This window comes from Glutamicibacter arilaitensis Re117 (assembly GCF_000197735.1).
GTDB classification, from domain to species: domain Bacteria; phylum Actinomycetota; class Actinomycetes; order Actinomycetales; family Micrococcaceae; genus Glutamicibacter; species Glutamicibacter arilaitensis.
The window spans coordinates 2,165,717-2,191,309 of sequence record NC_014550.1; the positions used below are offsets into that span (position 1 = coordinate 2,165,717).

The window sequence follows — 25,593 nt, forward strand, 5'->3', positions numbered from 1 at the left end:
CTCTAGGTTATCTACTAGAGGCTGGATCCCACGAATTCAACGAGGTCAACAAGTCGCGAGGAGTAGCCCCACTCGTTGTCGTACCACGCGACGACCTTGACGCTGTTGCCCATCACGGTGGTCAGACCGGAGTCGAAAACTGCCGAGTGCGGGTTGGTCACGATGTCCGAAGAGACCAGTGGATCGGTCGAGTACTCAAGGTATTCGCTCAAGGAACCTTCAGCAGCTGCCTTCTCGAATGCTGCGTTGATTTCTTCCACGGTTGCGGTGCGAGCCAGGTTGACGGTCAGGTCAGTGGCCGAACCGGTTGGAACTGGTACGCGCATAGCGTAACCGTGCAGCTTACCTTTGAGCTCTGGGAGCACCACGCCGATGGCCTTGGCGGCACCGGTGGAGGTCGGGATGACGTTCAGTGCTGCGGCGCGGGCACGGCGTGGGTCGCTGTGCGGTGCGTCCTGCAGGCGCTGGTCTGCGGTGTAAGCGTGGATGGTGGTCATCAGGCCATCAACAATGCCGAACTCTTCGTTCAGCACCTTGGCTACTGGAGCCAGGCAGTTGGTGGTGCATGATGCGTTCGAAATAATGGCGTGGTTTGCAGGATCGTACTTGTCCTGGTTGACACCCATCACGATGGTGATGTCTTCGTTCTTGGCCGGAGCCGAGATGATGACCTTCTTGGCGCCAGCAGCAACGTGCTTCTTGGCGTCTTCTGCGTTGGTGAAGAATCCGGTCGACTCGATAACGACATCGACGTTCAACTCGCCCCATGGAAGGTTGGCTGGCTCGCGCTCAGACAGAACCTTGATACGGCGTTCTCCGACGACGATGGTATCGCCATCTACGGATACCGACTCGCCCACTGGGCCGAGAACGGAATCAAACTTCACCAGGTGAGCAAGCGAATCGATTGAACCAAGGTCATTGACGGCGACGATTTCAATGTCTGCCTTGTGGGCCAGAACTGCACGCAAGAAGTTGCGTCCGATACGACCGAAACCATTGATTCCAACACGGGTTGTCACGTGACTATCTCCTCTAAATGGGATGATGATGCCACGACCGCACACAAGCGGAAGTGGCCTTCTTTTAAGAGGACACTCCGTTGTGCCGTGATTGCGGATCCCAGCAAATGCTGGGATGCGCAACACACTTGAAACATACTACGCTAAATTAGCGCAGAATGTGAGCTGCCTTACCAGATAAGTCTCACTTACCTGGAACGATCAGCGATGCTGCACCCTTGCGGGCCGCTTCGAAACGAGCCTGGACATCTGCCCAGTTCACGATGTTCCAGAAGGCCTTGACGTAGTCAGCCTTCACGTTGACGTAGTCCAGGTAGAAGGCGTGCTCCCACATGTCCAGCATCAGCAGCGGGGTGGTTGCCACTGGGATGTTACCCTGCTGATCGTAGAGCTGCTCGATGACCAGCTGGCCGCCCAGTGCGTCGTAAGCCAGAACTGCCCAGCCGGAGCCCTGCAGGCTCATGGCCGAAGCGGTGAAGTGGCCGCGGAAAGCGTCGAAGGAACCGAAGAAGTCGTCGATGGCTGCTGCCAACTCGCCCTCTGGCTTGTCGCCGCCTTCTGGGGACAGGTTGTTCCAGAAGATCGAGTGGTTGGTGTGGCCACCGAGGTGGAATGCCAGGTCCTTGGACAGCTTAGGGATGTTGCCGAATTCGCCCTTTTCGCGAGCTTCAGCCAACTGCTCCAGTGCCGAGTTTGCGCCAGCAACGTAGGTTGCGTGGTGCTTGGAGTGGTGCAGCTCCATGATGCGAGCCGAGATGTTCGGCTCCAGTGCGGCGTAGTCGTACTGCAGTTCTGGCAGTGAATAAACAGCCATGATTCTCCTCAATCTTTTCAATTGGTTGAATCTCCACGGGAGGGCTCCCGCGGGGACATTTTAGTGTTCCAGTTCTTCTCCTGGAACGCCGGACTCCGTGCCTGGTATTCCCAGATCGCTGGCTTTTTTATCCGCCATAGCCAAAAGGCGGCGGATTCGACCAGCAATGGCGTCCTTGGTCATTGGAGGTTCGGCCATGCGGCCAAGCTCATCCAAGGAGGCTTGCTTGTGTTCCAGACGCAGCAGTCCTGCATAGCGCAGGTGCTCAGGAACTTCGTCGCCCAAGATGCTCAGCGCGCGTTCCACGCGAGCACCCGCAGCTACCGCTGCCTGCGCACTGCGGCGCAGATTAGCGTCGTCGAAGTTTGCCAAGCGGTTGGCAGTGGCACGCACTTCCTTGCGCATGCGCCGTTCTTCCCAGACCATGAGCGCATCGTGTGCGCCCATGCGGGTCAGCAGCTGGGCAATGGCATCGCCATCACGGATCACTACACGGTCTACACCGCGCACCTCGCGGGCCTTGACGGTCAGGCCAAGGCGGCGTGCTGCACCAACCAGCGCCAATGCGGCTTCTGGTCCTGGGCAAGTGATTTCCAAAGCGGAGCTGCGCCCTGGTTCGGTCAGCGATCCGTGGGAGAGGAACGCCCCGCGCCATACTGCTTCGGCGTCGGCGGTGGAACCGTTGACGATGACCGAAGGCAGGCCGCGCACTGGGCGTCCACGCTGGTCAAGCAGACCGGTTTGGCGTGCAAGTACTTCGCCGTCTTTGGAAACACGCACAATGTAGCGGCTGCCCTTGCGAATGCCCGAGCCGGAAACCATGACGATCTCAGCGTCGTGGCCGTAGAGCTCGCCGATCGCAATCTTCAACCGCCGGGCAGTGGCTGCCAGGTCAACTTCAGCTTCGATGACAATTCGCCCGGAGACAATGTGCAGTCCGCCGCTGAAGCGGAGCATGGTCGAAACCTCAGCCTTGCGGACCGATGGCTTGCGAATCTCTACCCGCGACAGCTCGTCTTTGACGGAAGCCGTCAATGCCATGAATCAAACTCCCTTACTTGGATCTTCCTAAGACCCGATCGCGGTAAACACCTCGTGATAGGCCGCCGCTAGTCGCAACGGGTCGTGCACGGCACGACCGTCAGATACTCCTACTGTACTAAAAAAGACACGCGCACCGAGTTTTTGCGCTGCCAGCTCAAATCGCTCCTTGTTACGAATCTTCGATTCGTCGGCGATAATTGCATCGAATTTGACCTCCGGTGCGTAGCGCACCAGAACTTCCAAGTGGGCTGCGGCATCCATCCCGGAAGTCTCTGCAGTCTCGAATGCCAGATTCATCGTCAGCAGCTTCTTGGCCGTGGTCGAGGACAGCGCTTGGCGCATATCGGGCAACAGCAGATGCGGAAGCACCGAGGTGTACCAAGAGCCAGGTCCCAGGATCACCCAGTCGGCCAGGTCGATAGATTCCAACGCTTCGGAGCAAGCCGGCGCATCGGCTGGTTCCAGGTAGACCTGGGTGACCAGACCGCCAGAACCGGCACGAGCCAGCTTCGCTTGCCCAACGATCCGGCGGCGGATCAACGTATCGTTCACCGGGTCGGTTTCAAGCACTTCGCCGTGAATAGACAGTGGAGTCGTGCTCATCGGCAACACCTGCCCGCGGGCGCCAAGCAGCGCTCCGGCCCAGCGCAGTCCGGCTACCGGATTATCCAGCAGCTCCCACAGCGCCAGAATCAGAAGGTTGCCGACGGCATGTCCATTGAGCGGTTCTTCAACGTTCTCGGTCGATTCGAAGCGGTATTGCATGACATCGCGCCAGGTACGGCCCCAGTCATTGTCGTCGCATAGCGCCGCCAAGGCCATGCGCAAGTCACCCGGTGGCAGGACATCGAAAGATCCGCGCAGGCGCCCAGAGCTGCCACCGTCATCAGCCACCGTCACGATGGCTGTCAGGTCGGTGGTCAGCCGACGCAACGCAGAGAGCGAAGAGGACAGCCCGTGTCCCCCGCCGAGCGCAACAACTGAGGGGTTGCGATAATCGTCACTTCGAGTCAGCCCCTGAATTGGGATCGGACCTGTAGCAAAGGCCATGGTTCTTATTCACGCCCCAGATCTCGGTGACTGATGTTGACCCTGACGTTCGGGAACTGTGCCAGTCGTCGTCCCAACTCAATGGTGGTCGCTACCGATCGGTGCTTGCCGCCGGTGCAGCCCACGGCAATGGTTGCGTAGTGCTTATTTTCGCGGCGGTAGCCTTCAAAGACCGGCTCCAGTGCCTTGAGGTAGTTCTCGATGAACTCGCTGGTGCCTTCTTGGCTGAGCACATAGTCCGAAACTTCCTTGTCCTTACCGGTCTGCGGGCGCAGTTCCGGGACCCAGTGCGGGTTGGGAATGAAGCGGACATCTGCCACGTAATTGGCATCTGCGGGCAGTCCGTACTTGAATCCGAAGCTCATCACGTTAATGCGCAGGATGATCGGACCTGATTCGCTGAACAGCTCATTGACCGAACGGGCCAGGTCATGGACCGACATGCTGGTGGAGTCCAAGATGATTTCGGCAGCTTCACGCAATTGATCGGTAATTCCGCGTTCGCGCTTGATGCCGTCGACGATTCGGCCATCGCCCTGCAGCGGATGAGGACGGCGCCCCTGCTCGAAACGGCGGATCAGCACCTCGTCGCTGGCATCAAGGTACACCAAGCGGAACTTCACGCCGCTGGCAGTCAGATTTGCCAGCGCATCGCGAATCTCCGGGAACATCTCCTTGGAGCGCACGTCCATCACGACGGCCATCTTCGGGATGGAACCCTGCGAACGGCTCATCATCTCCGTCAACGGTCCAAGCATGGCCGGTGGAAGATTCTCCACTACGTACCAGCCCTGGTCTTCCAGAGCATGCGCGACTGTGGTGCGACCGGCACCTGACATGCCAGTTACGATCACCAGTTCGGACTCAGGGGGCTTTACTGCTTCATACTCAGCGGTCATATCACAAGGCTAGTCGACAATTTCGCCAGTAGTCATATTCACACCCGAAAGTGAAGAATCTTCTAGGGAGTCTTTGATGGAAGTCGCAAGTTTCTCACCGACGCCAGGCACATCCATCAGTTCTTCCACGCTCGCGGCCCGGATCTTCTTCATCGATCCGAAATGCTTGCGCAACGCAGCCTGCTTGGATTTGCCCAGCCCCGGGATTGCGTCCAAGTCCGAGGAAATCATCGACTTGGCACGCTTGGCACGGTGGAAGGTGATCGCGAAACGGTGCGCTTCATCGCGCAGACGCTGGACCAAATACAGAGCAGCCGAGGCACGCGGCAAAATCACCGGGAACGGATCATCTGGCAGCCACAGCTCTTCCAGGCGCTTGGCCAGGCCGACCACGGGAATGTCATCGATACCCAAATCGTCCATGGCCTTTTGCGCGGCGGCAACCTGCGGCGGTCCACCGTCAACGATGACCAAGGATGGCGGATAGGAGAACTTCTTCTTTTCCTGTTCCCCCGACTCCCCTTCCACTTCCCCGGTCGCGAAGCTCGCAGGATCGACCTTTTCCTTCAGATAGCGACTGAATCGGCGATAAATCACGTCATACATGCTGGCGGTATCATCGCGTGCAGCATCGCCGGTGATGGAGAACTTGCGGTACTCGCTCTTCTTGGGCAGCCCGTCTTCAAAGACGACCATGGAAGCAACCACATTGGTCCCTTGGGTATGGGAAGCGTCGTAGCATTCGATGCGCAGCAGCGCTTGTTCAGCACCCAAGGCGTCTTGCAGTTCCTGCATGGCTAGCGAGCGGGTGGTGATGTCCCCTGCACGCTTGGACTTGTGCAGGCGCAGCGCCTGCTCAGCATTCTCTTCCACCGTCGAAGCCAAGGCGGCTTTGTCACCACGTTGTGCTACCCGCAAGGAGACCTTGGAACCACGCAGCTCAGTGAGCCAGGTGGTGACATCTTCGATCTCCTCAGGCAACGCAGGAACCAGGATTTCCTTGGGAATGCGATCGGCATGATCGGCATACACCTGGGTGAGGAGCTGCTCGACAAATTCAGCTTCGGTGGTGTCGGCCACCTTTTCCACGACCCAGCCGCGCTGGGAGCGGATCCGTCCATCGCGCACATGGAAGACCTGTACGGCCGCTTCCAGCTCATCATCGTGGATGCCGAAGATATCCGCTTCGGTCCGGTCATCAAGCACCACGGCGTTGCGTTCAAAGACCTTCTTCAGCGCCGCAATGTCATCGCGATACCGGGCGGCCTTCTCGTATTCGAGCTCTGCCACGGCCTCTTGCATCTTGACGGTGAGCGCCTTGGTGAATTTGGTAGCTTCACCGCTCATGAAGGTGCACAGGTCATCGGCTAGCTGGCGATGGTCTTCTTCGCTGATCCGCCCCACGCAGGGTGCAGAGCATTTGTCGATGTAGCCCAGCAGGCACGGGCGGCCCGAGGCTTCGGCACGCTTGAAGACTCCGGGGGCGCAGCTGCGCACCGGGAAGACGCGCAACAGGGTGTCCAGGGTTTCGCGGATGGCCTTGGCCGGATAGAACGGGCCGAAGTACTTCACGCCCTTGCGCTTGTCTCCGCGCATCACCAGTGCCCGCGGGTATTTCTCGTTGAGCGTGATAGCCAGGTACGGGTAGGTCTTGTCGTCGCGGAAGACGATGTTGAAGCGCGGGTTGTATTCCTTGATCCAGGAGTACTCCAGCTGCAGGGCTTCAAGCTCCGAGCCGACCACGGTCCACTCCACGCTGCCGGCGGTGAATACCATCGCCCGGGTTTTGGGCGTGAGCCGGTCAGGGTTGGCGAAGTAGGAGGTCAGGCGGTTACGCAGGACCTTCGCTTTGCCGACATAGATAACCCGGCCGTGCTCGTCGCGGAAACGGTACACGCCCGGTTTCGTGGGGATGTCCGAAGTTTTCGGACGGTAGCTCGCCGGATCAGCCATGGTCTATTTCGCGTCCGGCGGCAACTGGTTATAGGAGTCGACGCGTTCCTGGCCCGACAGCTCGGCGATCGCATCAACGATGCGGTCGGTGGCCTGGCGGCGCTGCGGCAGCGGGTGCTTGCGTCCGAGCTGGTCGAAATACAGCGGCTCTCCGTAGTGGATATGGAATTTGGCCGGGCGGAAGCCCTTGGAACCGGCAGGCTGCAGCTTCTCGGTACCGATCAGGCCCACCGGGACCACTGGGACGCCGGTGGTCAGCGCGAGCCAGCCCACGCCGGTGCGTCCGCGGTACAGCTTGCCGTCGCGCGAACGGGTGCCCTCGGGGTAAATGCCGATGCCGCTGCCGTTTTCAACGATTTCCACCAGCGAGTCAAGGGCTGCCACCGAGGCGGCCTGCTCACCGCGCTGCACCGGAATGGAGCCCACGGATTCGAAGAAGGTCTTCATCATCTTGCCCTTGAGGCCAGGAGTGGTGAAGTACTCGGCTTTGGCAAAGAACGCGACATCGCGCGGGGTCAGCGCCTGGATGATCAGCGAGTCGAAGAAGGACAGGTGGTTGGAGGCGACGATGAAGCCGCCCTCCTTGGGCACGTTCTCCAGCCCGGTGACTTCCGCACGGCACACGCCGTGGATGATGCCCCGAATCGACGAACGGGTCATGGTGTAGATGCTCATCTACTTTGCACCTTCCTGCATGAGGTTCTCGTCGAGGCCTAGTTTGGCCGCCACCTGCGTTCCGAGCAGGAGTACGGCTAGTTCTTTGGTGGTCGCTGCGATTGCGTCGGCTTGCTGCAGCTCTCCGTCTTGGGCGAAGCCCCAGGCAACGCCGATGGATGCCACCGAGTTCGCCCGTGCGGCATCCCAGTCATAGTGGCGGTCCCCCACCACGACGCTGGTTGCCGGATCCAGCTTGCCGTGCTGCAGCGCTTCGGCCACAATGTGCGTTTTGCTAGAGCCCATGGAGCCATGCTCGTCAGCGTTGCCGTGGATCGCATCCAAATGCGCATCCAGGCCCTTGCGGGCAATGAGCTGGCGAGCAATGTTGATCGGCTTGGCAGTGGTCACCGCGACATGGATCCCGGCTTCGCGCAGTGCGTCCAAAAGCGCCACGACGCCCGGATAGATCACCGACTGGCCCATGCCGACTTCGGCGTACCGTGCACGGTAGCCAGCGATAATCGAGTCGATATTCTCGTCGGTAACGCCGTCAAGCGTGCGCAGCCCAATTTGCAGGGGCGGACCCACCAGAGCTTCGACTCGTGCCTCGCCAGGATCGGCCAAACCGTGGGAGGTGACCGCGTGGCGGATACCCGAAGTTATGGCACCGGCAGGGTCCACGAGGGTCCCATCCAGATCGAAAAGCACACTTGTTACCGACATATTCACCTAGCCATCTTCCCATGAAGCGGACGCGGGTTAGCAATCCATAACTGAAATTGCATATGTCGAACATTCTCCGCGAGGCATTACAGGATCTCGGCGAGGAACTTTCCGGTGTGCGAATCGGCCACCTTGGCCACCTTCTCCGGGGTGCCGGTGGCCAAAATCGTGCCACCGCCCGAACCGCCTTCCGGACCCAGGTCGATCACCCAGTCCGCGGACTTGATCACATCGAGGTTGTGCTCAATGGTCAACACGGTGTTGCCCTTGTCCACCAGGCCCTGGAGTACCTTGAGCAGCTTGCGGATGTCCTCGAAGTGCAGGCCGGTGGTCGGCTCATCGAGCACGTAAATGGACCGGCCGTTGGAACGCTTCTGCAGTTCTGCGGCCAGCTTCACACGCTGGGCTTCGCCGCCAGACAGCGTCGTAGCAGGCTGTCCCAGGCGCACATAGCCCAAGCCGACATCCACCAGCGTGCGCAGGTGGCGGGCGATCGGGGTGAAGGCGCTGAAGAATTCGGCACCTTCGGCGATTGGCATGTTCAGCACGTCGGCGATGTTCTTGCCTTTGTAGAGCACCTGCAGGGTTTCGCGGTTGTAGCGCTCCCCATGGCAGACCTCGCACGGCACGTACACGTCGGGCAGGAAGTTCATCTCGATCTTCAGCGTGCCATCGCCCGAGCAGGACTCGCAGCGTCCGCCCTTGACGTTGAAGGAGAAGCGCCCCGGCTGGTAGCCGCGCAGCTTCGCTTCGTTGGTCTCCGCGAAGAGCTTGCGGATGTGGTCGAAAACACCGGTGTAGGTGGCCGGGTTGGAACGCGGGGTACGGCCAATCGGCGACTGGTCCACGTGCACGACCTTGTCCAGGTGCTCCAGGCCCTGCACGCGGGTGTGGCGTCCGGGCACCTGTTTGGCCCCATTGAGCTTGTTGGCCAGCACCTTGTACAGGATGTCGTTGACCAGGGTGGACTTGCCCGATCCGGACACGCCGGTCACCGCGGTCAGTACGCCCAGCGGGAAGTCCACGGAGATGTTCTGCAGGTTGTTCTCGTTCGCGCCGACCACCTTGAGCTTGCGGTCCTTGTCGACCTTGCGGCGCTTGTCCGGAATGTCGATCTGCTTGCGCCCCGAGAGGTAGTCGCCGGTCAGCGACTTGGTGTTCGCTTTCAATCCTTCCAGCGAGCCGGAGTGCACTACTTCGCCGCCGTGTTCGCCGGCGCCCGGGCCGATGTCCACGATCCAGTCGGCTTCGGCAATGGTGTCTTCGTCGTGCTCCACCACGATCAGCGTGTTGCCCAGCGATCGCAGGTGCAGCAGGGTGTCGATCAGCCGGCGGTTATCGCGCTGGTGCAGGCCGATGGATGGCTCGTCGAGCACGTAGAGCACGCCGACCAGGCCGGAACCGATCTGGGTGGCCAGGCGGATGCGCTGCGCTTCGCCGCCGGAGAGGGTGCCGGCAGCGCGTTCCAGGGTCAGGTATTCCAGGCCCACGTCGAGCAGGAACTTCATGCGCGCGTCGATTTCCTTGAGCACCTGCGCGGCGATCTTCGCTTCGCGCTCGGTGAGCTGGATGCTGGAAAGGAACTGCGCGGCACTGCGCAAATCCATGGCCGAGACTTCCGCGATGGAGCGTCCGCCGACGAGCACCGACAGCGATGCAGGGTTCAGTCGGGCGCCACCGCAGGTGGGGCATGGGATCTGGCGCATGTACTGCTCGTAGCGGTCGCGGGCATGGTCCGATTCGGTCTCTTCGTGCTTGCGGTGCACGTAGGAAATGACGCCTTCGAAGCCGGTGGAGTACCTGCGTTCGCGGCCGAAGCGGTTCTTGTACTGCACGACGACCTTGTGGTCCTTGCCGTTCAGAATGGCTTCACGCGCCGGCGCTGGCAGATCCTGCCAGCGGGTGTCCATGGTGAACCCCAGGTCGTTGCCCAGGCCTTCGATCAGGCGGTTCCAGTATTCGGTGGTGGCCTTGCCCAGCGACCATGGGGCGATCGCGCCCTCGGCCAGGGTGACCTCGGGGTCCGGGACGATCAGGTGCTCGTCGACTTCCAGCTTGGTGCCGATGCCGGAGCAGGCGGAGCAGGCGCCGAAGGGGTTGTTGAAGGAGAAGGTGCGTGGTTCGATCTCGTCGATGGCCAGCGGGTGCTCATTGGGGCAGGCCAGGTTCTCGGAGAATGCGCGCACCCGCTTCGGGTCATCCTCGTCCAGGTCCACGAAGTCCGCCAGCACGCGGCCTTCTGCGATGCCCAGTGCGGTTTCGATGGAGTCGGTCAGGCGCTGGCGGGCATCCTCCTTGATCGCCAAACGGTCCACGACCACCTCGATGGTGTGCTTGACCTGCTTGGCCAGCTTCGGCGGATCGTTCAGCTGGATGGTAGCGCCATCGACGCGGGCGCGGGCGAAGCCCTTGGAGGAGAGCTCTGCGAACAGGTCCACGAACTCGCCCTTGCGTGAACGCACCACCGGGGCAAGGATCTGGAAGCGGGTCTTTTCGGGCAGCTCCATGAGCTGATCGACGATCTGCTGGGGAGTCTGCTTGGAGATCGGCTCGTGGCAGATGGGGCAATGCGGACGACCCACGCGTGCCCACAGCAGGCGCATGTAGTCGTACACTTCGGTGATCGTGCCGACGGTCGAACGCGGGTTGCGGCTGGTCGACTTCTGGTCGATGGACACCGCAGGCGAGAGGCCTTCGATGAAGTCCACGTCGGGCTTGTCCACCTGGCCTAGGAACATGCGGGCGTAGGCAGAGAGCGACTCGACGTAGCGGCGCTGGCCTTCGGCGAAGATCGTGTCGAAGGCAAGCGAAGACTTGCCCGAACCGGACAGGCCGGTAAAAACGATCATTGCGTCACGTGGAAGATCAATGTCCACGTTCTTCAGGTTGTGCTCGCGGGCACCTTTGACGACCAAGCGAGTCAGATCAGTTGTTTTGCTCTCTGATGAAATAGCCACGAAGCCATACTAATCGAAAACTACTTCGAATACGTGTGCGAATGGATGCAACTCACAGATAATTTTCCTTTCGGCTGCCCGCCGCATGCGCGAAGGCCTTTCTTAGCGTGTGTACCGCCGTTCCATCCGGCGGGATCCCTAGCGCGGCAGCGAGCTGAAAGCCGCGCGCAGGTACTTGACCGCGGTGGCTTCATCTACCGACCAGGTCTGGGCAATGCGGGCCAGATCCGCAGCGGCATCGCTGACTTCCTGCTCGGCACGGTTCTCGGCCGCCTGCACGATGGTGCCATGCCGTCCGCGGGTCACGACCGCACCTTGCAGCTCAAGTTCCTTATAGACCTTGGCCACGGTGTTGACTGCGAGGTTGAGGTTACCGGCGAGCGCACGGACCGAGGGCAGCTTGGTTCCAGGAGCCAGCTTGCCCTTGGCGATCGCCGCGAGGATCTGCTCGCGGACCTGCTGGTAGGGGGCGATGCCCGAAGTCGGTTCGATCTTGATGAATGCCAGTTCAGTCATCCTGCTGTCCAATCGGTAGATTGCATTCGGTCCTGAACCGAGCCTATCGCGTCAGCAGGGTGCTTCGTCGTACGCTGGGTGCATGAACGAACTATTACTAGATGATGTGGCCATCCGCCGGGTTTCGGTCTCCGACATGGCCAACAACGTGTATTTGGTGACCAATCGGAAGTCCGGAGAGCAGTTGCTGATCGATGCCGCCGATGACATGCCGGCCATTGAGCAGCTCATCGGCTCAGCGCTGGGCGATGCGGTCAATCCCCGCCTCATCGGCATCGCCACCACGCACCAGCATTGGGACCATGTGCGTGCCCTGGCCCAGGCTGTGGCCAAGTACCCGGTTCCCACTTATGCCGGTACGGATGATGTCGAGGGCATCGCCGAGGAATGCTCGGTGCGGATCAGCACTCCGCTGGCCCATGGCGATCAGCTGCAGCTCGGGGATGTCGTGATCACCGCGATCCACCTGCGCGGGCACACCCCGGGTTCCATGGCCTACGCGCTGACTGATTCCTCCGGCCAGGAAGTCATCTTCAGCGGCGACAGCCTCTTCCCCGGAGGCGTTGGCAACACATGGAAGGATCCTGAGCGCTTCACTTCGCTGCTGGATGATGTCACCGAACGCATCTTCGAACAGTTCTCCGATGGGGCCAAGGTCCTCCCGGGCCATGGCGATTCCACCACGGTCGGCACCGAGCGTCCGCACCTTGGCGAATGGCGCGAACGCGGCTGGTAGGACCATCTGCCACGGCACTGCCCCTGGCTGGGAGTAATCCTCGGCCAGGGGCAGTGCTGTATGCGGTTCATTGATCAGCCGAGCTTGTGGCCGATCATGAAGATCCGGCGGAAGGGGAAGTTCGTCAGTACGGTGCCATCCTGTGCGGTGAAGGATGGGTAGTGTTCTGCCACCGCCACACGGTAGTCGTTCTCGAACTGCGCATAGTCCGGGGCGCTGAGTGCAGCGCGGATCGGCAGCAAGGCGGTGCCGCGCACCCAGTTCAGGATCGGGTCTTCACCCACGAGCAGCTGCTGGTAGGTCGACTCCCACACGTTGGCCTGCACCCCGGCCTCCAGGAAGATCCGCTGGTATTCATCGGGCTCCCCCACCACATCGACATGGCGCAGCACTCCAGACAGCTGATCGGCCCACTTGGGACTGTCCGCTACTTGGCGCATCACCGCGTGCGAGGGCGAACCGAAGTTCCCCGGGATCTGGATCGCCAGATTCGCACCGACCTTCAGTTCCTTGAGCCAACCGGCGAGCAACTGCCGGTGCCCGGGCACCCACTGCAGCATCGCATTGGAGAAGAGCAAGTCGGTGTCGGCATCCGGATGCCACGTGGTCGCATCGGCGAGCGCAAAGTTCAGATTCGGCTCCTGAACGCTGGATTGCGCCTTGGCAATCATCTCGGCCGAGGAATCCAGGCCTTCCACCTGCGCATCAGGCCAGCGTTGTGCCAGCAAGCGGGTCATGTTTCCCGGCCCGCAGCCCAGATCAATGATCTTCGACGCATCGATCTGCCCTAGCTGCCCCAGCAAATCCGTGTAGGGCCTGCCGCGGTAATCGGAGAATTCAGTGTATTTACTCGGATCCCATTTCATATTCCCGAGCCTAAACCCGCGGCGCAGGCAACAACCAGCTCCCAGTCATAGTTCTCAACCGATAGGCTAGGAACATCATGTTGCTCACCGATTATCTGCCAGCAGACAGCAAGAACGTATCCGACGACGAAATCTATGAGGCTTTCGGCCAGTGGGTCACCACCCGCGGCATCAACCTCTACCCCGCACAGGACGAGGCGTCGATGGCGCTGGCCGGCGGAAACAACGTCATCTTGGCCACCCCTACCGGTTCGGGCAAGTCGATGGTCGCCATTGCCGCGCACTTCTATGCCATGGCCCGCGACCAGATCAGCTTCTACACCGCGCCCATCAAGGCGCTGGTCTCCGAGAAGTTCTTCGACTTGTGCAAGATCTTCGGCGCGGAGAACGTCGGCATGGTCACCGGCGACTCCTCGGTGAACGCCGATGCACCGATCATCTGCTGCACCGCTGAGATCCTGGCGAACATCGCCCTGCGCGAAGGCTCCAAGGCCGACGTGGGCTGCGTGATCATGGACGAATTCCACTTCTACGCCGACCCGCAGCGCGGCTGGGCCTGGCAGGTGCCGCTGATCGAGCTGCCGCAGGCGCAGTTCCTGCTGATGAGCGCCACCCTGGGCGATGTCACCCGCTTCGAGAAGGAACTTGAAGAGCGCACCGGCACCCCGACCGTCACCGTCGCGCACACCGAGCGCCCCATCCCGCTGCACTTCTACTACTCCATGGAGCCGGTGCAGGAAGCGGTGGAGGAACTGATCAAGACCAAGCAGGTGCCGATCTACATCGTGCATTTCTCCCAACTGGACGCGATCGACCGCGCCACCGGGCTGATGAGCGTGAACGTGGCCACCCGCGAGGAGAAGGAAAAGATCTCCGAAATGATCGGCGGCTTCCGCTTCGCCGCCGGTTTCGGCAAGACGCTGAACCGCCTGGTCCGCCACGGCATCGGCATCCACCACGCCGGCATGCTGCCCAAGTACCGGCGCCTGGTCGAGCAGCTGGCCCAGGCCGGTCTGCTCAAGGTCATCTGCGGCACCGACACCCTGGGCGTGGGCATCAACGTGCCGATCCGCACCGTGGTGATCACCGCGCTGTCCAAGTTCGACGGCACCCGCACCCGCATCGTCAACGCCCGCGAATTCCACCAGATCGCCGGCCGTGCCGGACGTGCCGGCTTTGATACCGCAGGCACCGTGCTGGTCCAGGCACCAGAACATGCCATCGAGAACCACAAGGCCATGGAAAAGGCTTTGAAGAAGCACGGCGAGGGCTCCTCCAAGCTCAAGCAGATTCCGAAGAAGAAGCCGCCGCAGAACTTCGTGACCTGGGGCGAGAAGACCTTCGAGAAGATTGTCGCCGCCGCCCCCGAGACGCTGAAGTCCTCCTTCCAGGTCTCGCACTCGATGCTGCTGAACCTGCTGGAGCGCGAAGACAACGCCTTCGAAGCCGCGATGCGCCTGCTCACCGAGAACCATGAGACTCCAGCCTCCCAGCGCAAGCTGAAGCGGCGTGCCCTGGGCATCCTGCGCGAATTGATCGCCACCGAGGTCGTGGTGCGCCGGGAGAGCCCGGATGAGTACGGCAACTACTATGAGCTGACCGTGCACCTGCAGCAGAACTTCGCATTGAACCAGCCGCTCTCCCCCTTCGCGCTGGCCGCCCTGGATCTGCTGGACCCGGATTCCGCCAGCTACGCGCTGGATGTCGTCTCGGTCATCGAAGCGACCTTGGAAAAGCCACGCCAGGTGCTTTCCGGCCAGGAGAAGAAGGCCCGCGGCGAGGCCATTGCCGCGATGAAGGCCGAAGGCATGGACTACAACGACCGGATGAACGCACTGGATGAAGTCACCTATGCGATGCCGCTGGCCGAGAAACTGGAAAGCGCGTTCGAACAGTACCGTTCCGGTGCCCCGTGGCTTTCGGACTTCGAGCTGGCCCCGAAGTCCATCGTGCGCGACATGTACGAACGCGCCATGGGCTTCTCGGACTTCGTCCAGTACTACCAGCTGGCCCGCTCCGAAGGCGTGCTGCTGCGCTACCTCACCGACGCCTACAAGGCGCTGCGCCAGACCGTCCCGCAGGACGCATTGCGCGAGGATCTGGAAGACCTGATCGAGTGGCTGGGCGAAATGATCCGCCAGATCGACTCCTCGCTGCTCGATGAGTGGGAAGAGCTTTCGCGCGGCGAGCTGAACGAGGAAACCGAAACCGCGCCGCCTCCGGCACCGGAGAAGCTGACCAGCAATGTGCGGGCCTTCCGCGTGATGGTCCGCAACGAGATGTTCCGCCGCGTGAAGCTCTTCGCTGACGAGCAAGACAAGGCGCTGGGCGAACTCGATGAGCACAACGGATTCGACGCGGATGCCTGGGCCGATGCGATGGATGGCTACTTCGATGAGCACGATGACATCGATGACGGTCCGGTTGGACGCAGCTCCAAGCTGTTCATCGTCAAGGAACTGCCTAACCGCATCTGGGAAGTACGCCAGGTCTTCGCTGATCCTTCCGAGCACCACGACTGGGGTATTTCCGCGACCATCTCGCTGGATGACTCGGACGAGGTAGGCGAACCGGTGGTTACCGTGACCTCCGTGGGCCGTCTGGACTAGGCATGAAGGCGATCAGCTACGTCATCTTGCAACACCGCGATGAGGTTTTGCTGCAGCTGCGCCAAGGAACCGGCTACATGGACGGGTACTGGAGCACTGCGGCCGCCGGGCATGTTGAGCCCGGCGAAGCTGCCCAGGCCGCCGCAGTGCGTGAAGCCGGCGAAGAGCTGGGAATCCACATCGATCCGGCACAGCTTCAGCCGTTGTGCACGGTGCATCGTAACCAGCAAGCTGGCAGCTACGTGGATTTCTTCTTCCGCACCTGCCAGTGGGATGGTGTACCGAGACTTATGGAGCCGGAGCGAGCCGCGCAGTTGCGTTGGTTCCCGCTGGATGCCCTTCCGGATAACCTCGTTGAACAGGAAGATCTGGTACTTTCCAGGCTGGATTCCGACCTGCCGCCGATCCTTTCCATGGGATTCGGCACGGAAACGCCCCATCCCCAACGTCTGGACTAGTCGCACACAATGCCCGCAACATCCTGCCGGAAACCGGTAGCAATGTTGCGGGCATTGTCGTAGGGTGTGGCCATGAATGGATTCAAGCTGCGTCTGCTTGGAGCAGGCATATTGCTGCTGGTCCTGATAGGGCTGCTCAGCGGTTGGTCGGAACTCTTTGCTTCCGGCGCATGGGTCGCGACCGTTCTCCAACTCGGCCTGATATTCCTCGGCCTTGCCCTGATCTACCGCGGGGAAAACGCCGAGATGCCCGGGTCCGGCTAGCAACAGGTCTTAGCATTACCCCAATCGGGCTTTGAGCCAGGCTACGCAGGCCGTTGCCTGCTTGGCGTGATAGCTGCGCAGGGTGGGCAGCCCCGGAACTTCTGGCCTGCGCGCGGCATCAACATAGTAGGCAGCCAAACCAGCCAGCGCTCCAGTCAGAGCATCGGAGCTCGCCGAGGCGAAAATCCGGTGGGATGATGCAATGGCGTCCGCATCCAGTGCCGGATCGAAAATCCTGGCCTCAACCAGCACCGTCAACGCGTCATACCACGCGGCTCCACGCGAAGCCCACGGCCAGTCGACCAGAAGCACGCCCCCATCTTCGCCCAGCAAGATGTTGTCCGAGCGCAGATCGGTGTGCACCAGCTGGTTTCCGGCCAGCGCCCCTATTCCTTCGATGGCCAGTTCATGGAGTGCTTCCAGGTTTTGCGCCAACCAAGGGTCTGCAGGAATCCATTCATCAGCCATGATCCGAGCAAAACCGCTGGCGTCCTCGCGCAGATCTACTTCGAGGGCAGGAAGCAAGCTGGTGATTCCAGCTGGCTGCTGATCCGCCAGCTGCGCGAGCGTGTCCAGCACCCGGATAAGCTCGTCGGCACCCCAGGGAAGCTGCGGGTTAACCCCTGGCGCTTGGTCGAAAATCAACGCCTCCCAGTCATCCCAGCGAATCCGTCCCAGGAATTTCGGAACCGGCATCGAAGCCGGGAGCATCGCTGCGATCTCCGCCTCTCGCGCATGCAGGGCGGCGCCCGGGCCATTCAGCCCGTGGCTGACAGCTTTGGCGAACACCTTCTGCCCTGCGGCGGTGAGCAGCCGGTCGGCGCTGCCCGCAGAGAACCCGCCGTATTGGCTATGCGCCGTGATGACTTGCGATCCCAGGACCCTTCTATGTCTGTCAACCGGCGATCAAAGCCTCCGCTTGTGAGTTGAAAATGCGGTAGACGCGCCGGGCGAGATAGCGTTTGATGCATCGTCGGATTTCCTTCGTGCTAAGTCCTTCCGCTTCCCGCTTCTGCACGTATTCGCGGGTTTCCTCGTCGTGAGTCATCCGCGTGATGGCGACCATGTGAAGCGCGCTGTTCAGAGACCGGTCGCCGCCGCGGTTGAGTCGGTGACGGACGGTGTTCCCCGATGAGGCCGGGATCGGGTTTACCCCGGCGAGGGAGGCGTATGCGGCTTCCGAATGCACCCGGCCCTGATGGGACCAGACGGTCAGGCATGTGGCGGCCGTGATGGCGCCGAAGCCCTTCACATCCAAGAGCGGTGCCGCCTCGCTGACCTTGACCAGGTCGGTGATCTGCTGGGTGTTGCCCGCCACGTCTTTGTCGAGGTCACCGATCCGCTTGGCCAACCGGACCGCTTCGGTGCGGGCCACGGAAAGCGCCAGTTCCTCGTCCTGCTCACGCCACCGGGAGACCTCGGCAATCTGCGCTCCGGTCAGGGCCTTGCGGGCGTCCAGGCCGAGCTCATTGACGCGCACCAAGGCAGTCAGCCCGTTCACCGCCCGTGTCCGCTCCCCGGTCATGGAATGACGCGCAGATACCAAAACCCTCAGGGCAGCACGGACGCCTTCATTCAGCCGCGGCCGGCGCAGTTGCTTCTCCTGCATCGGGAGCACGGCCCGGGCGATTCGTTGGGCATCGAGCACGTCGGATTTGCCTACGCCGTGGTGGGATTTGGCGTCCATCCGTGCTGCCTCGACAACCGAGTATCCCTTTGTAACCACGGTTCCGGCGAGTATGGCCCCGTAGGAGGCTGCGCCCTCGATCACCCAGAGCACGGCGAGATCAGCACCCGTGCGGCGTGCCACCCACGCGGTGGCTCGGTTGATGCCGGCGCCGGTCGTGGGGAAGTCCCGGGTATCGACGAGTTCACCGGTCGTGGCGGTGATGATGGCGTAAACGTGGTTGCGGGCGTGGGTGTCGACACCGACGACAAACGCATGTGAATGCGCGACGATAGACATGGCGGTCATTGTTCCTTTCCTCTTCACGGATATGGGCATGGCCACTGCCGGCCGATACCAGTCCGGGTAGAGGTCACTTCGGAACAACACTGTGATGAGCCACGCCCTGAGGCGGACAACCTTCTGATCAAGTCACCGAGGTGGGCCGGACGGGTACCGGCCGGCCGCCCCATGGTTGGACAAGTCGTAGGAAAGACACCAATGGGTCACGTGTCAGGTGAGTCACAATCACGAGGCGGGACGGCCAGTCCCTATCCTGCCAGCCAGTCCCAGACCAGCTGCACCAAGTCTCACAGTGCGATTCAATCAGTTCGCGCAGTTCGGCAGGAAGATCTGGCCAGCTGATGCGCTGGGTGTAGTGGATCACCATGGTTTGGATCATGCCATGGCCTTAGGCCATCTCCCAAAAATGTTCTGGCGTGCCTGCGGGCAGCTAGGCGACGATTAGCGCGATGCCCACATAGGTGGTCAGTCCCGTGGCCAGCAGCCATTCGGAGGTGGAGCCGGTTTCGCCCAGAATCGGCAGCGCCACCCGGCCGTTGGACTTCCAACAGCCGCCGATGACCGGCATCCGGCGGAACCAGCGCGGGGAGCCGATCTTGATCGGCCACAGCAGATTGCAGCCTCCGATGGTCAGCATGTCGCCCAGCACGTGCACGATCGCACCGACCGAAACGGCCATGAGGAACCAGAGGTTCTGCTCGGGCGCATTCATCCCCACGAAGGTGCCGGCGGCCAGGGCGATAATCCAGCACAAGAGCGGCGGCATGAACTTCATGGTCTTCACCGCGAAGGAGATCAGCAGGATCGCGAACAGCGCCGCCGCCGGATAAACCGTCCCCAGGGCCACGGTTTGCACATCCCAGCCGTTGGCCAGCCAGGCCAGGAAGATGAAGAAGGCGATGCCGATCAGCGAATGGGTGCCATTGCGGTGCCCGCCGGAAGCCGAACCGATGATCCGGGTAAAGATGCTGGAAATTGGCGGCAGTGAACGGGCGATCGTGGCCGAATGGTGATCGGCGTCGGGCAGCAGGGCGGCACCTGCGCACACGATCGCTCCGGCCAGGGTTTCCCAGCGGTCCATTTGGAAGGTGCCCAGTCCCAGGTTCACCGATCCCACGGTGACCGGAGTCGTTATTGCCAACCATGCGGCTGCGCCGCTCACCGCGTGGTGTCCACCCATCATGCATTCAACCTTAGGTCTGGTCACCGACGTTTTAGCGGTGCGACGGAGGTAAGCTGGAACACATGAGTATTGTGCGTGAAGCTGTTCCGGGCGACTGCCCGCAGATCTTGGAGATGATCCAGGAATTGGCCGACTACGAAAAGGAACCAGATGCGGTGCACAACACCGTAGCTGATCTGCAAGAGCACCTCTTCGGCCCCAATCCCCAGGTATTCGCCCACGTGGCCGAGGATGAATCCGGCGAGCTGAAGGGCATGGCCCTGTGGTTCCTGACCTACTCCACCTGGGAAGGCCGGCACGGCATCCACCTCGAAGACCTCTACGTGCGCCAAGCGCAACGCGGTTCGGGCACCGGAACCGCGTTGCTGCGCACCCTGGCGCAGATCTGCGTACAGCGCGGCTACAAGCGCCTGGAATGGTCGGTGCTGGATTGGAATGAACCGGCGATCAAGTTCTACGACGCGATCGGCGCCGGTTCCATGGACGGCTGGACCACACGCCGCCTGGACGGCGAAGCACTGAACGCACTTGGCACCCGAGGAGCAAACTAATGCGGCATTACCGCGGTATGGACGTCACCGACCATCGCATCGAGGTCCCGCTGGACCATGCAGACCCGCAGGGCGAGAAGATCTCGGTCTTCGCCCGTGAAGTCAGCACCGATCAGGCCAAGCCCTGGCTCTTGTTCCTGCAGGGCGGCCCGGGCGGGAAATCTCCGCGCCCCGGTTCCCTGTCCGGCTGGCTTGCCGAGGCAACCAAGCACTTCCGCGTGCTGCTGCTGGACCAGCGCGGCACCGGGCTGTCTACCCCGGCCAATCGCAAGACCCTGACGCTGCGCGGGGACTTCGCAGCCCAGGCCCGCTACCTGCAGCATTTCCGTGCCGATTCGATCGTGCGTGATGCCGAAGCGCTGCGCGAGCACCTGGGCATCGAGCAATGGAGCACCCTGGGCCAGAGCTACGGCGGGTTCTGCACCCTGACCTATCTCTCGCTCTTCCCGCAGTCGCTGACCCGCTGCCTGGTCACCGGCGGACTGGCGTCGCTGGATGCCGACGCGAAAACCGTCTACCGGGCTACCTACCAGCGCATGGCCGAACGCAACCGCGAGTACTTCTCCTGGTACCCCGAGGACTTCAAGACCCTGCACAAGATCTACGAGCATGTGCGTGCCAACGAGGACGAACTGCTGCCCAACGGCCAGCGCGTCACCGTGCCGCTGGTGCAGATGCTGGGCATGCACTTGGGCGGGAACACCCGGGTGCACTTGCTGCACCATATTTTCGAGGAAGCCTTCAGCACCACCGCTGGCGGCGAACGCCTCTCGGACACCTTCCTCGAAGCGCTCTACGCCCAGTCATCTTTCGCGTCGAACCCGCTGTACGCACTGATGCACGAGACCATCTATGCCCAGGGCGACGCAACTAATTTTGCGGCCGAACAGGTCTTGGCCGAGTTCGAAAGCTTCACCAGCCACGCTGAAACACCGTTGCTGACCGGCGAGATGATCTACAGCTGGCACTTCTCCGAGGATCCCGCGCTGCGCCCGCTGGAGGATGTGGCGCGCATCCTGGCCGAGCACGAAGGCTTCGGCCCGCTCTACGACCTGGAGGTGCTGGCCGCGAACACCGTGCCGGTGGCGGCCGCGGTGTACCACGACGATGTCTACGTGGATCGCGAGTTATCCCTGCGCACCGCCTCGCAGGTCGCCGGGCTGCAGGCCTGGGTGACCGAGGATTACCACCACGACGGAATCGGCGATGAGGGGCCGGCAATCTTCCGCCGCCTGCTGGCGATGACCAACGGCGAGGACCCCGAAGCGGCCGCCGCGCAGTAGCCTGCACGTTTGCATCGTTCAACAGCCAAGGCGCTTGGATCCGGTAGCGGTTCCAAGCGCCTTGGCAGTTAAGCGTCGTACTCTCAGCGGTCTAGTTTCGAGGCAACCTGATCATTCAAGCGCTGCAGCAGCGGCACGGCCTGGGCCAGGATTTCTTGTTCCTTAGCGCTGAAGGAACTGATGTCCCCGGCCAGCGCCATGATCGCACGCTGGCGGTAGGCCTCAACCGCTTCCTTGCCGGCATCGGTGAGCTTCACCAGGCTGGCACGTCCATCATCGGGGTCCGGCTGGCGCTGGAGAAGCTGGTCATTTTCCATGCGGATCACCAGCCCGGTCATCGTAGGCTGGGCAACGCGCTGCTCGATCGCGAGGTCGCCCACGCGCTGCGGGCCCAGCCGATCCAGAACCGAGAGCACACGCCATGCGGTGACCGAGCGGCCTTGCCCGGCGGCCCGTCCCAAGAGCCGTGCCATCGTGCCCGAAGCGATAGCGACACCGGTTGCGATGTCGCTGGCCTGTGTTGAAATCTCGTTCATGAAATTCAGCCTAGCAGAATTGCATAGGCACCCTATCAGGGCATGGAAAAACCCGCCGGTCCAGCTGAAACAGCAGGTCCCGACGGGTTGGTCCGTACGTTATTTAGCGGTCGTCGTGCGAGGCGCGATCAGCGGCCTCGGCGTTAGCCGCGGCACGCTTTCCCCATGGGCTCCACAGGGACATCACGGTAGCGATGACGATCGCGCCCAGGATGACCAGCAGGGACAGTCCCACGGAGATATCCAGCCATGCGTAATCCAGCGGCTGGCCGCCATTGATGAATGGCAGGTTGTTCTCGTGCAATGCGTGGAAGACCAGCTTCACGCCGATGAAGGCCAGGATGAAGCTCAATGCGTGCTTCAGGAAGACCAGACGGTTCATCAGGCCACCGAGCAGGAAGTACAGCTGGCGCAGGCCCATCAGTGCGAAGATGTTCGCGGTGAAGACGATGAACGCGGACTTGGTCAGGCCGAAGATGGCCGGAATCGAGTCGAAAGCAAACAGCAGGTCGGTCATGCCGATGGTCACGAAGACCAGCACCATAGGGGTGAACAGCTTCTTGCCGTCAACCACGGTACGCAGCTTGGCGCCGTCGAATTCCTTGGAAATCGGCATCTTGGCGGTCAGCTTCTTGACCAGGCCGCTTTCATCGTCCTCGTCTTCATCCTTGAGCTGGTTCCATGCGGTCCACAGCAGGAAGGCGCCGAAGATGTAGAAGACCCACGACCACTGTTCGATGATCGCCGCGCCCAGCACGATGAAGATCGCACGCAGGATCAGCGCGATGATGATGCCGAACATCAGCACTTCCTGCTGGTACTTACGAGGTACCGAGAAGCGCGCCATGATGATGATGAAGACGAACAGGTTGTCTACCGACAACGCATATTCGGTGATCCAGCCGGCGTAGAATTCCTGGCCGAGCTGCGGTCCTGCCTGCCACCAGACCAAACCGCCAAAGACGATGGCCAAGCCGATGTAAACGCTGACGAAGATGCCAGCTTCCTTCATGGAAGGAATGTGCGGACGCTTGGTTACGTACAGTAAGTCAGCGGCCAGAACAAGGCACAGTACTACCAGTGCGATGATCTCAAATTGAAGGCTAATTCCAGAAGTGCCCACGGACGAGCGACCTTTCGTTGGAGGGTATACAAAATCGCCGCAAGTCTCTCCGCCGCCAGCCAGGTGCTCGAACTGCTCGATGCCTGTATTGCTGGTCGGCTGCTGCGCCCGGCGAAACATCATTGGTCCGCGTGTTGACGTTCACAGCATTGGGATACTCCCCTACGTCCAGTGAACAAGTGTAGCGCACAGCAACCTCACAGCCTTAGCCGAAGTCCGAAATACGGCGCCGTCCCATCCGACTGCTAGGCATGCCCGGCGGCCTTCATCTGGCGCAATTCCTTCTTCAATTCGGAGACTTCATCACGGATGCGGGCAGCCAGCTCGAACTGCAATTCGGCTGCCGCAGCATGCATCTGCTCAGTCATTTCCTCGATCTGGGTCAGCAGATCCTCGGCCGGAGCCGCCGCCAGACCATCCTTGCGCACCGTGGACGAAGCCTTCGTCCGCTTGGCATTTTTCGCCAACCGATTATTATTCAGCAGCTCCTGCGTGTCGGCATCCTCACGTGCCAGCTGGTCGGTGATGTCCGCGATCTTCTTGCGCAGCGGCATCGGGTCAATCCCGTGCTCCTTGTTATGCGCTTCCTGGATCTCGCGGCGGCGATTGGTCTCCTCGATCGCCTGGCCCATCGCGTCGGTGATCTTATCGGCATACATGATCACCTGGCCCGACACGTTACGCGCAGCACGGCCAATGGTCTGGATCAGCGAAGTCGCCGAACGCAAGAAACCCTGCTTGTCGGCATCAAGGATCGCCACCAGGGAAACCTCGGGCAAGTCCAAGCCCTCGCGCAGCAGGTTGATGCCCACCAGCACATCGTAGGAACCCATGCGCAGTTCGCGCAGTAGCTCCACACGGCGGATCGTGTCCACATCCGAGTGCAGGTACTGCACCCGCACCTGGTGCTCGGTGAGGTAGTCGGTCAAATCCTCGGCCATCCGCTTGGTCAGGGTCGTGACCAGCACGCGCTCGTCGCGATCCACGCGGGTGCGGATCTCATCGAGCAGGTCATCGATCTGGCCCTTGGTGGGCTTGACGATGATCTCGGGGTCGATCAGGCCGGTCGGGCGGATGATCTGCTCCACGAACCCGTCGGACTTGCCCAGCTCGTACTTGCCAGGGGTCGCCGAAAGGTAAACGGTCTGCCCGATGCGCTCCAAGAACTCATCCCACTTCAGCGGGCGGTTATCCATCGCCGAAGGCAGGCGGAACCCGTGCTCCACCAGGGTGCGCTTGCGGGACATGTCGCCCTCGTACATGGCACCGATCTGCGGGACGGTCACATGCGACTCGTCGATCACCAGCAGGAAGTCATCCGGGAAGTAGTCGATCAGGCAGTGCGGGGCGCTGCCGGCCTCGCGGCCGTCAATATGCCGCGAGTAGTTCTCGATGCCGTTGCAGAAGCCCATCTGCTCCATCATTTCCAGGTCATAGGTGGTGCGCATGCGCAACCGCTGGGCTTCGACGAGCTTATTCTGCGATTCGAGCTCCTTGAGGCGTACCGCCAGCTCGTCTTCGATCCGCTTGATCGCCTTATGCATCCGCTCGGCGCCGGCCACATAGTGGCTGGCCGGGAAGATGTACATCTCGGTTTCCTCGCGGATCACCTCGCCGGTCACCGGGTGCAGGGTGTGGATCGCTTCCACCTCGTCGCCGAAGAACTCGATGCGCACGGCCTGCTCTTCGTACATCGGGATGATCTCCACGGTATCCCCGCGCACGCGGAAGGTGCCGCGGTGGAAGTCCATGTCATTGCGGGTGTACTGCATGGCCACGAATTGGCGCAGCATCGCGTCGCGGTTAAGTTCCTCGCCGGCGCGCACGGTGACCATCCCGGCCACGTACTCCTCCGGGGTGCCCAGGCCGTAGATGCACGAGACGGTGGCGACCACGATCGTGTCGCGCCGGGTGAGCAGCGAGTTGGTCGCGGAGTGGCGCAGCCGCTCGACCTCCTCGTTGATCGAGGAGTCCTTTTCGATGAAGGTATCGGTCTGCGGCACGTAGGCTTCGGGCTGGTAGTAGTCGTAGTAGGAGACGAAGTACTCCACTGCGTTATTGGGCATCAGCTCGCGGAATTCGTTGGCCAGCTGCGCGGCAAGGGTCTTGTTCTGCACCAGTACCAGGGTGGGGCGCTGCACCTGTTCGACCAGCCAGGCGGTGGTCGCGGACTTGCCGGTACCGGTGGCACCGAGCAGCACGATGTCCTTCTCGCCGGCGTTGATCCGTTCGGTCAGCGCCTTGATGGCCTGCGGCTGATCGCCGGCCGGCTCATACTCGCTGATGACTTCGAAGGGGGCGACCACGCGCTTGATCGGCTGTGCAAGACTCATGGTTCTAGCATAGCGAGCACCACCGACAGCAGGGCGGGGTTCAAGCC

Annotated in this window: 23 protein-coding genes; 6 read left to right on the forward strand and 17 right to left on the reverse strand. The window is 61.5% G+C overall.

Going from position 1 to position 25,593, the window contains the following annotated elements:
• Window positions 1–14 precede the first annotated feature (14 nt).
• The 10 genes from gap to AARI_RS10415 all read right to left on the reverse strand — a co-directional run bounded on the left by gap (window position 15) and on the right by AARI_RS10415 (window position 11,635).
• A complete protein-coding gene (gap, locus tag AARI_RS10370) occupies window positions 15–1,022 on the reverse strand; it encodes a type I glyceraldehyde-3-phosphate dehydrogenase (protein WP_013349247.1) in 1,008 nt (335 codons plus the stop codon).
• Window positions 1,023–1,206: 184 nt separating this feature from the next.
• A complete protein-coding gene (locus AARI_RS10375; RefSeq protein WP_013349248.1) occupies window positions 1,207–1,836 on the reverse strand; it encodes a superoxide dismutase in 630 nt (209 codons plus the stop codon).
• 60 nt (window positions 1,837–1,896) lie between these two features.
• Window positions 1,897–2,877, reverse strand: coding sequence for a DNA-binding protein WhiA (gene whiA / locus AARI_RS10380; RefSeq protein ID WP_013349249.1), 981 nt, complete (start codon window positions 2,875–2,877; stop codon window positions 1,897–1,899).
• A gap of 27 nt (window positions 2,878–2,904) precedes the next feature.
• Window positions 2,905–3,930 carry a gluconeogenesis factor YvcK family protein gene (locus tag AARI_RS10385; RefSeq protein WP_013349250.1) on the reverse strand — a complete coding sequence of 342 codons (1,026 nt, stop codon included), beginning with the start codon at window positions 3,928–3,930 and terminating at the stop codon, window positions 2,905–2,907.
• A 5-nt stretch (window positions 3,931–3,935) separates the two neighbouring features.
• The gene (gene rapZ, locus AARI_RS10390) at window positions 3,936–4,829 is read right to left on the reverse strand and encodes an RNase adapter RapZ (protein ID WP_013349251.1); all 894 of its coding nucleotides are present in this window, start codon (window positions 4,827–4,829) and stop codon (window positions 3,936–3,938) included.
• Between the two features lie 9 nt (window positions 4,830–4,838).
• Window positions 4,839–6,782 carry an excinuclease ABC subunit UvrC gene (uvrC, locus tag AARI_RS10395; protein WP_013349252.1) on the reverse strand — a complete coding sequence of 648 codons (1,944 nt, stop codon included), beginning with the start codon at window positions 6,780–6,782 and terminating at the stop codon, window positions 4,839–4,841.
• Between the two features lie 3 nt (window positions 6,783–6,785).
• The gene (locus AARI_RS10400; RefSeq protein ID WP_013349253.1) at window positions 6,786–7,457 is read right to left on the reverse strand and encodes a lysophospholipid acyltransferase family protein; all 672 of its coding nucleotides are present in this window, start codon (window positions 7,455–7,457) and stop codon (window positions 6,786–6,788) included.
• On the reverse strand, window positions 7,458–8,162 hold the full coding sequence (locus AARI_RS10405) for an HAD hydrolase-like protein (RefSeq protein WP_041648819.1): 705 nt from the start codon (window positions 8,160–8,162) through the stop codon (window positions 7,458–7,460).
• Window positions 8,163–8,248: 86 nt separating this feature from the next.
• Window positions 8,249–11,119, reverse strand: coding sequence for an excinuclease ABC subunit UvrA (gene uvrA, locus AARI_RS10410; protein WP_041648821.1), 2,871 nt, complete (start codon window positions 11,117–11,119; stop codon window positions 8,249–8,251).
• Between the two features lie 138 nt (window positions 11,120–11,257).
• Complete coding sequence (locus tag AARI_RS10415; protein WP_013349256.1) at window positions 11,258–11,635, reverse strand: GntR family transcriptional regulator; 378 nt, start codon at window positions 11,633–11,635, stop codon at window positions 11,258–11,260.
• An 82-nt stretch (window positions 11,636–11,717) separates the two neighbouring features.
• Here AARI_RS10415 and AARI_RS10420 point away from each other — a divergent pair, with 82 nt between their 5' ends.
• Window positions 11,718–12,371, forward strand: a complete 654-nt coding sequence (locus tag AARI_RS10420; RefSeq protein ID WP_013349257.1) for an MBL fold metallo-hydrolase — start codon at window positions 11,718–11,720, stop codon at window positions 12,369–12,371.
• A gap of 74 nt (window positions 12,372–12,445) precedes the next feature.
• On the opposite strand, the gene AARI_RS10425 is transcribed toward AARI_RS10420, so the two are convergent.
• Window positions 12,446–13,237, reverse strand: a complete 792-nt coding sequence (locus AARI_RS10425; RefSeq protein WP_013349258.1) for a methyltransferase domain-containing protein — start codon at window positions 13,235–13,237, stop codon at window positions 12,446–12,448.
• A 77-nt stretch (window positions 13,238–13,314) separates the two neighbouring features.
• Here AARI_RS10425 and AARI_RS10430 point away from each other — a divergent pair, with 77 nt between their 5' ends.
• The 3 genes from AARI_RS10430 to AARI_RS10440 all read left to right on the forward strand — a co-directional run bounded on the left by AARI_RS10430 (window position 13,315) and on the right by AARI_RS10440 (window position 16,568).
• Complete coding sequence (locus tag AARI_RS10430; RefSeq protein WP_013349259.1) at window positions 13,315–15,846, forward strand: DEAD/DEAH box helicase; 2,532 nt, start codon at window positions 13,315–13,317, stop codon at window positions 15,844–15,846.
• Window positions 15,847–15,848: 2 nt separating this feature from the next.
• Entirely contained in the window at window positions 15,849–16,304 is a 456-nt protein-coding gene (locus AARI_RS10435; RefSeq protein ID WP_013349260.1) for an NUDIX domain-containing protein, read from the forward strand.
• A 72-nt stretch (window positions 16,305–16,376) separates the two neighbouring features.
• Window positions 16,377–16,568, forward strand: a complete 192-nt coding sequence (locus tag AARI_RS10440) for a hypothetical protein (RefSeq protein ID WP_013349261.1) — start codon at window positions 16,377–16,379, stop codon at window positions 16,566–16,568.
• 15 nt (window positions 16,569–16,583) lie between these two features.
• Here AARI_RS10440 and AARI_RS10445 read toward each other — a convergent pair whose 3' ends face one another.
• The 3 genes from AARI_RS10445 to AARI_RS10455 all read right to left on the reverse strand — a co-directional run bounded on the left by AARI_RS10445 (window position 16,584) and on the right by AARI_RS10455 (window position 19,720).
• Window positions 16,584–17,357, reverse strand: a complete 774-nt coding sequence (locus tag AARI_RS10445) for a phosphotransferase (protein WP_013349262.1) — start codon at window positions 17,355–17,357, stop codon at window positions 16,584–16,586.
• Between the two features lie 106 nt (window positions 17,358–17,463).
• The gene (locus tag AARI_RS10450; protein ID WP_013349263.1) at window positions 17,464–18,543 is read right to left on the reverse strand and encodes an IS110-like element ISAar29 family transposase; all 1,080 of its coding nucleotides are present in this window, start codon (window positions 18,541–18,543) and stop codon (window positions 17,464–17,466) included.
• 424 nt (window positions 18,544–18,967) lie between these two features.
• Entirely contained in the window at window positions 18,968–19,720 is a 753-nt protein-coding gene (locus AARI_RS10455) for a metal-dependent hydrolase (RefSeq protein ID WP_013349265.1), read from the reverse strand.
• Window positions 19,721–19,782: 62 nt separating this feature from the next.
• Between AARI_RS10455 and AARI_RS10460 the strand changes: the two genes are divergently transcribed.
• Both AARI_RS10460 and AARI_RS10465 read left to right on the forward strand, forming a co-directional pair.
• Window positions 19,783–20,271, forward strand: a complete 489-nt coding sequence (locus tag AARI_RS10460) for a GNAT family N-acetyltransferase (protein ID WP_013349266.1) — start codon at window positions 19,783–19,785, stop codon at window positions 20,269–20,271.
• Window positions 20,271–21,554: an alpha/beta fold hydrolase gene (locus AARI_RS10465; protein ID WP_013349267.1), complete on the forward strand. Its 1,284-nt coding sequence runs from the start codon at window positions 20,271–20,273 to the stop codon at window positions 21,552–21,554. Before AARI_RS10460 ends, AARI_RS10465 begins: the two co-directional genes overlap by 1 nt.
• Before the next feature lie 83 nt (window positions 21,555–21,637).
• Here AARI_RS10465 and AARI_RS10470 read toward each other — a convergent pair whose 3' ends face one another.
• The 3 genes from AARI_RS10470 to uvrB form a co-directional block, all read right to left on the reverse strand.
• The gene (locus tag AARI_RS10470; RefSeq protein ID WP_013349268.1) at window positions 21,638–22,090 is read right to left on the reverse strand and encodes a MarR family winged helix-turn-helix transcriptional regulator; all 453 of its coding nucleotides are present in this window, start codon (window positions 22,088–22,090) and stop codon (window positions 21,638–21,640) included.
• A gap of 103 nt (window positions 22,091–22,193) precedes the next feature.
• The gene (locus AARI_RS10475) at window positions 22,194–23,333 is read right to left on the reverse strand and encodes a TerC family protein (RefSeq protein WP_013349269.1); all 1,140 of its coding nucleotides are present in this window, start codon (window positions 23,331–23,333) and stop codon (window positions 22,194–22,196) included.
• Between the two features lie 125 nt (window positions 23,334–23,458).
• Entirely contained in the window at window positions 23,459–25,546 is a 2,088-nt protein-coding gene (gene uvrB / locus AARI_RS10480) for an excinuclease ABC subunit UvrB (protein ID WP_013349270.1), read from the reverse strand.
• Between the last annotated feature and the right edge of the window lie 47 nt (window positions 25,547–25,593).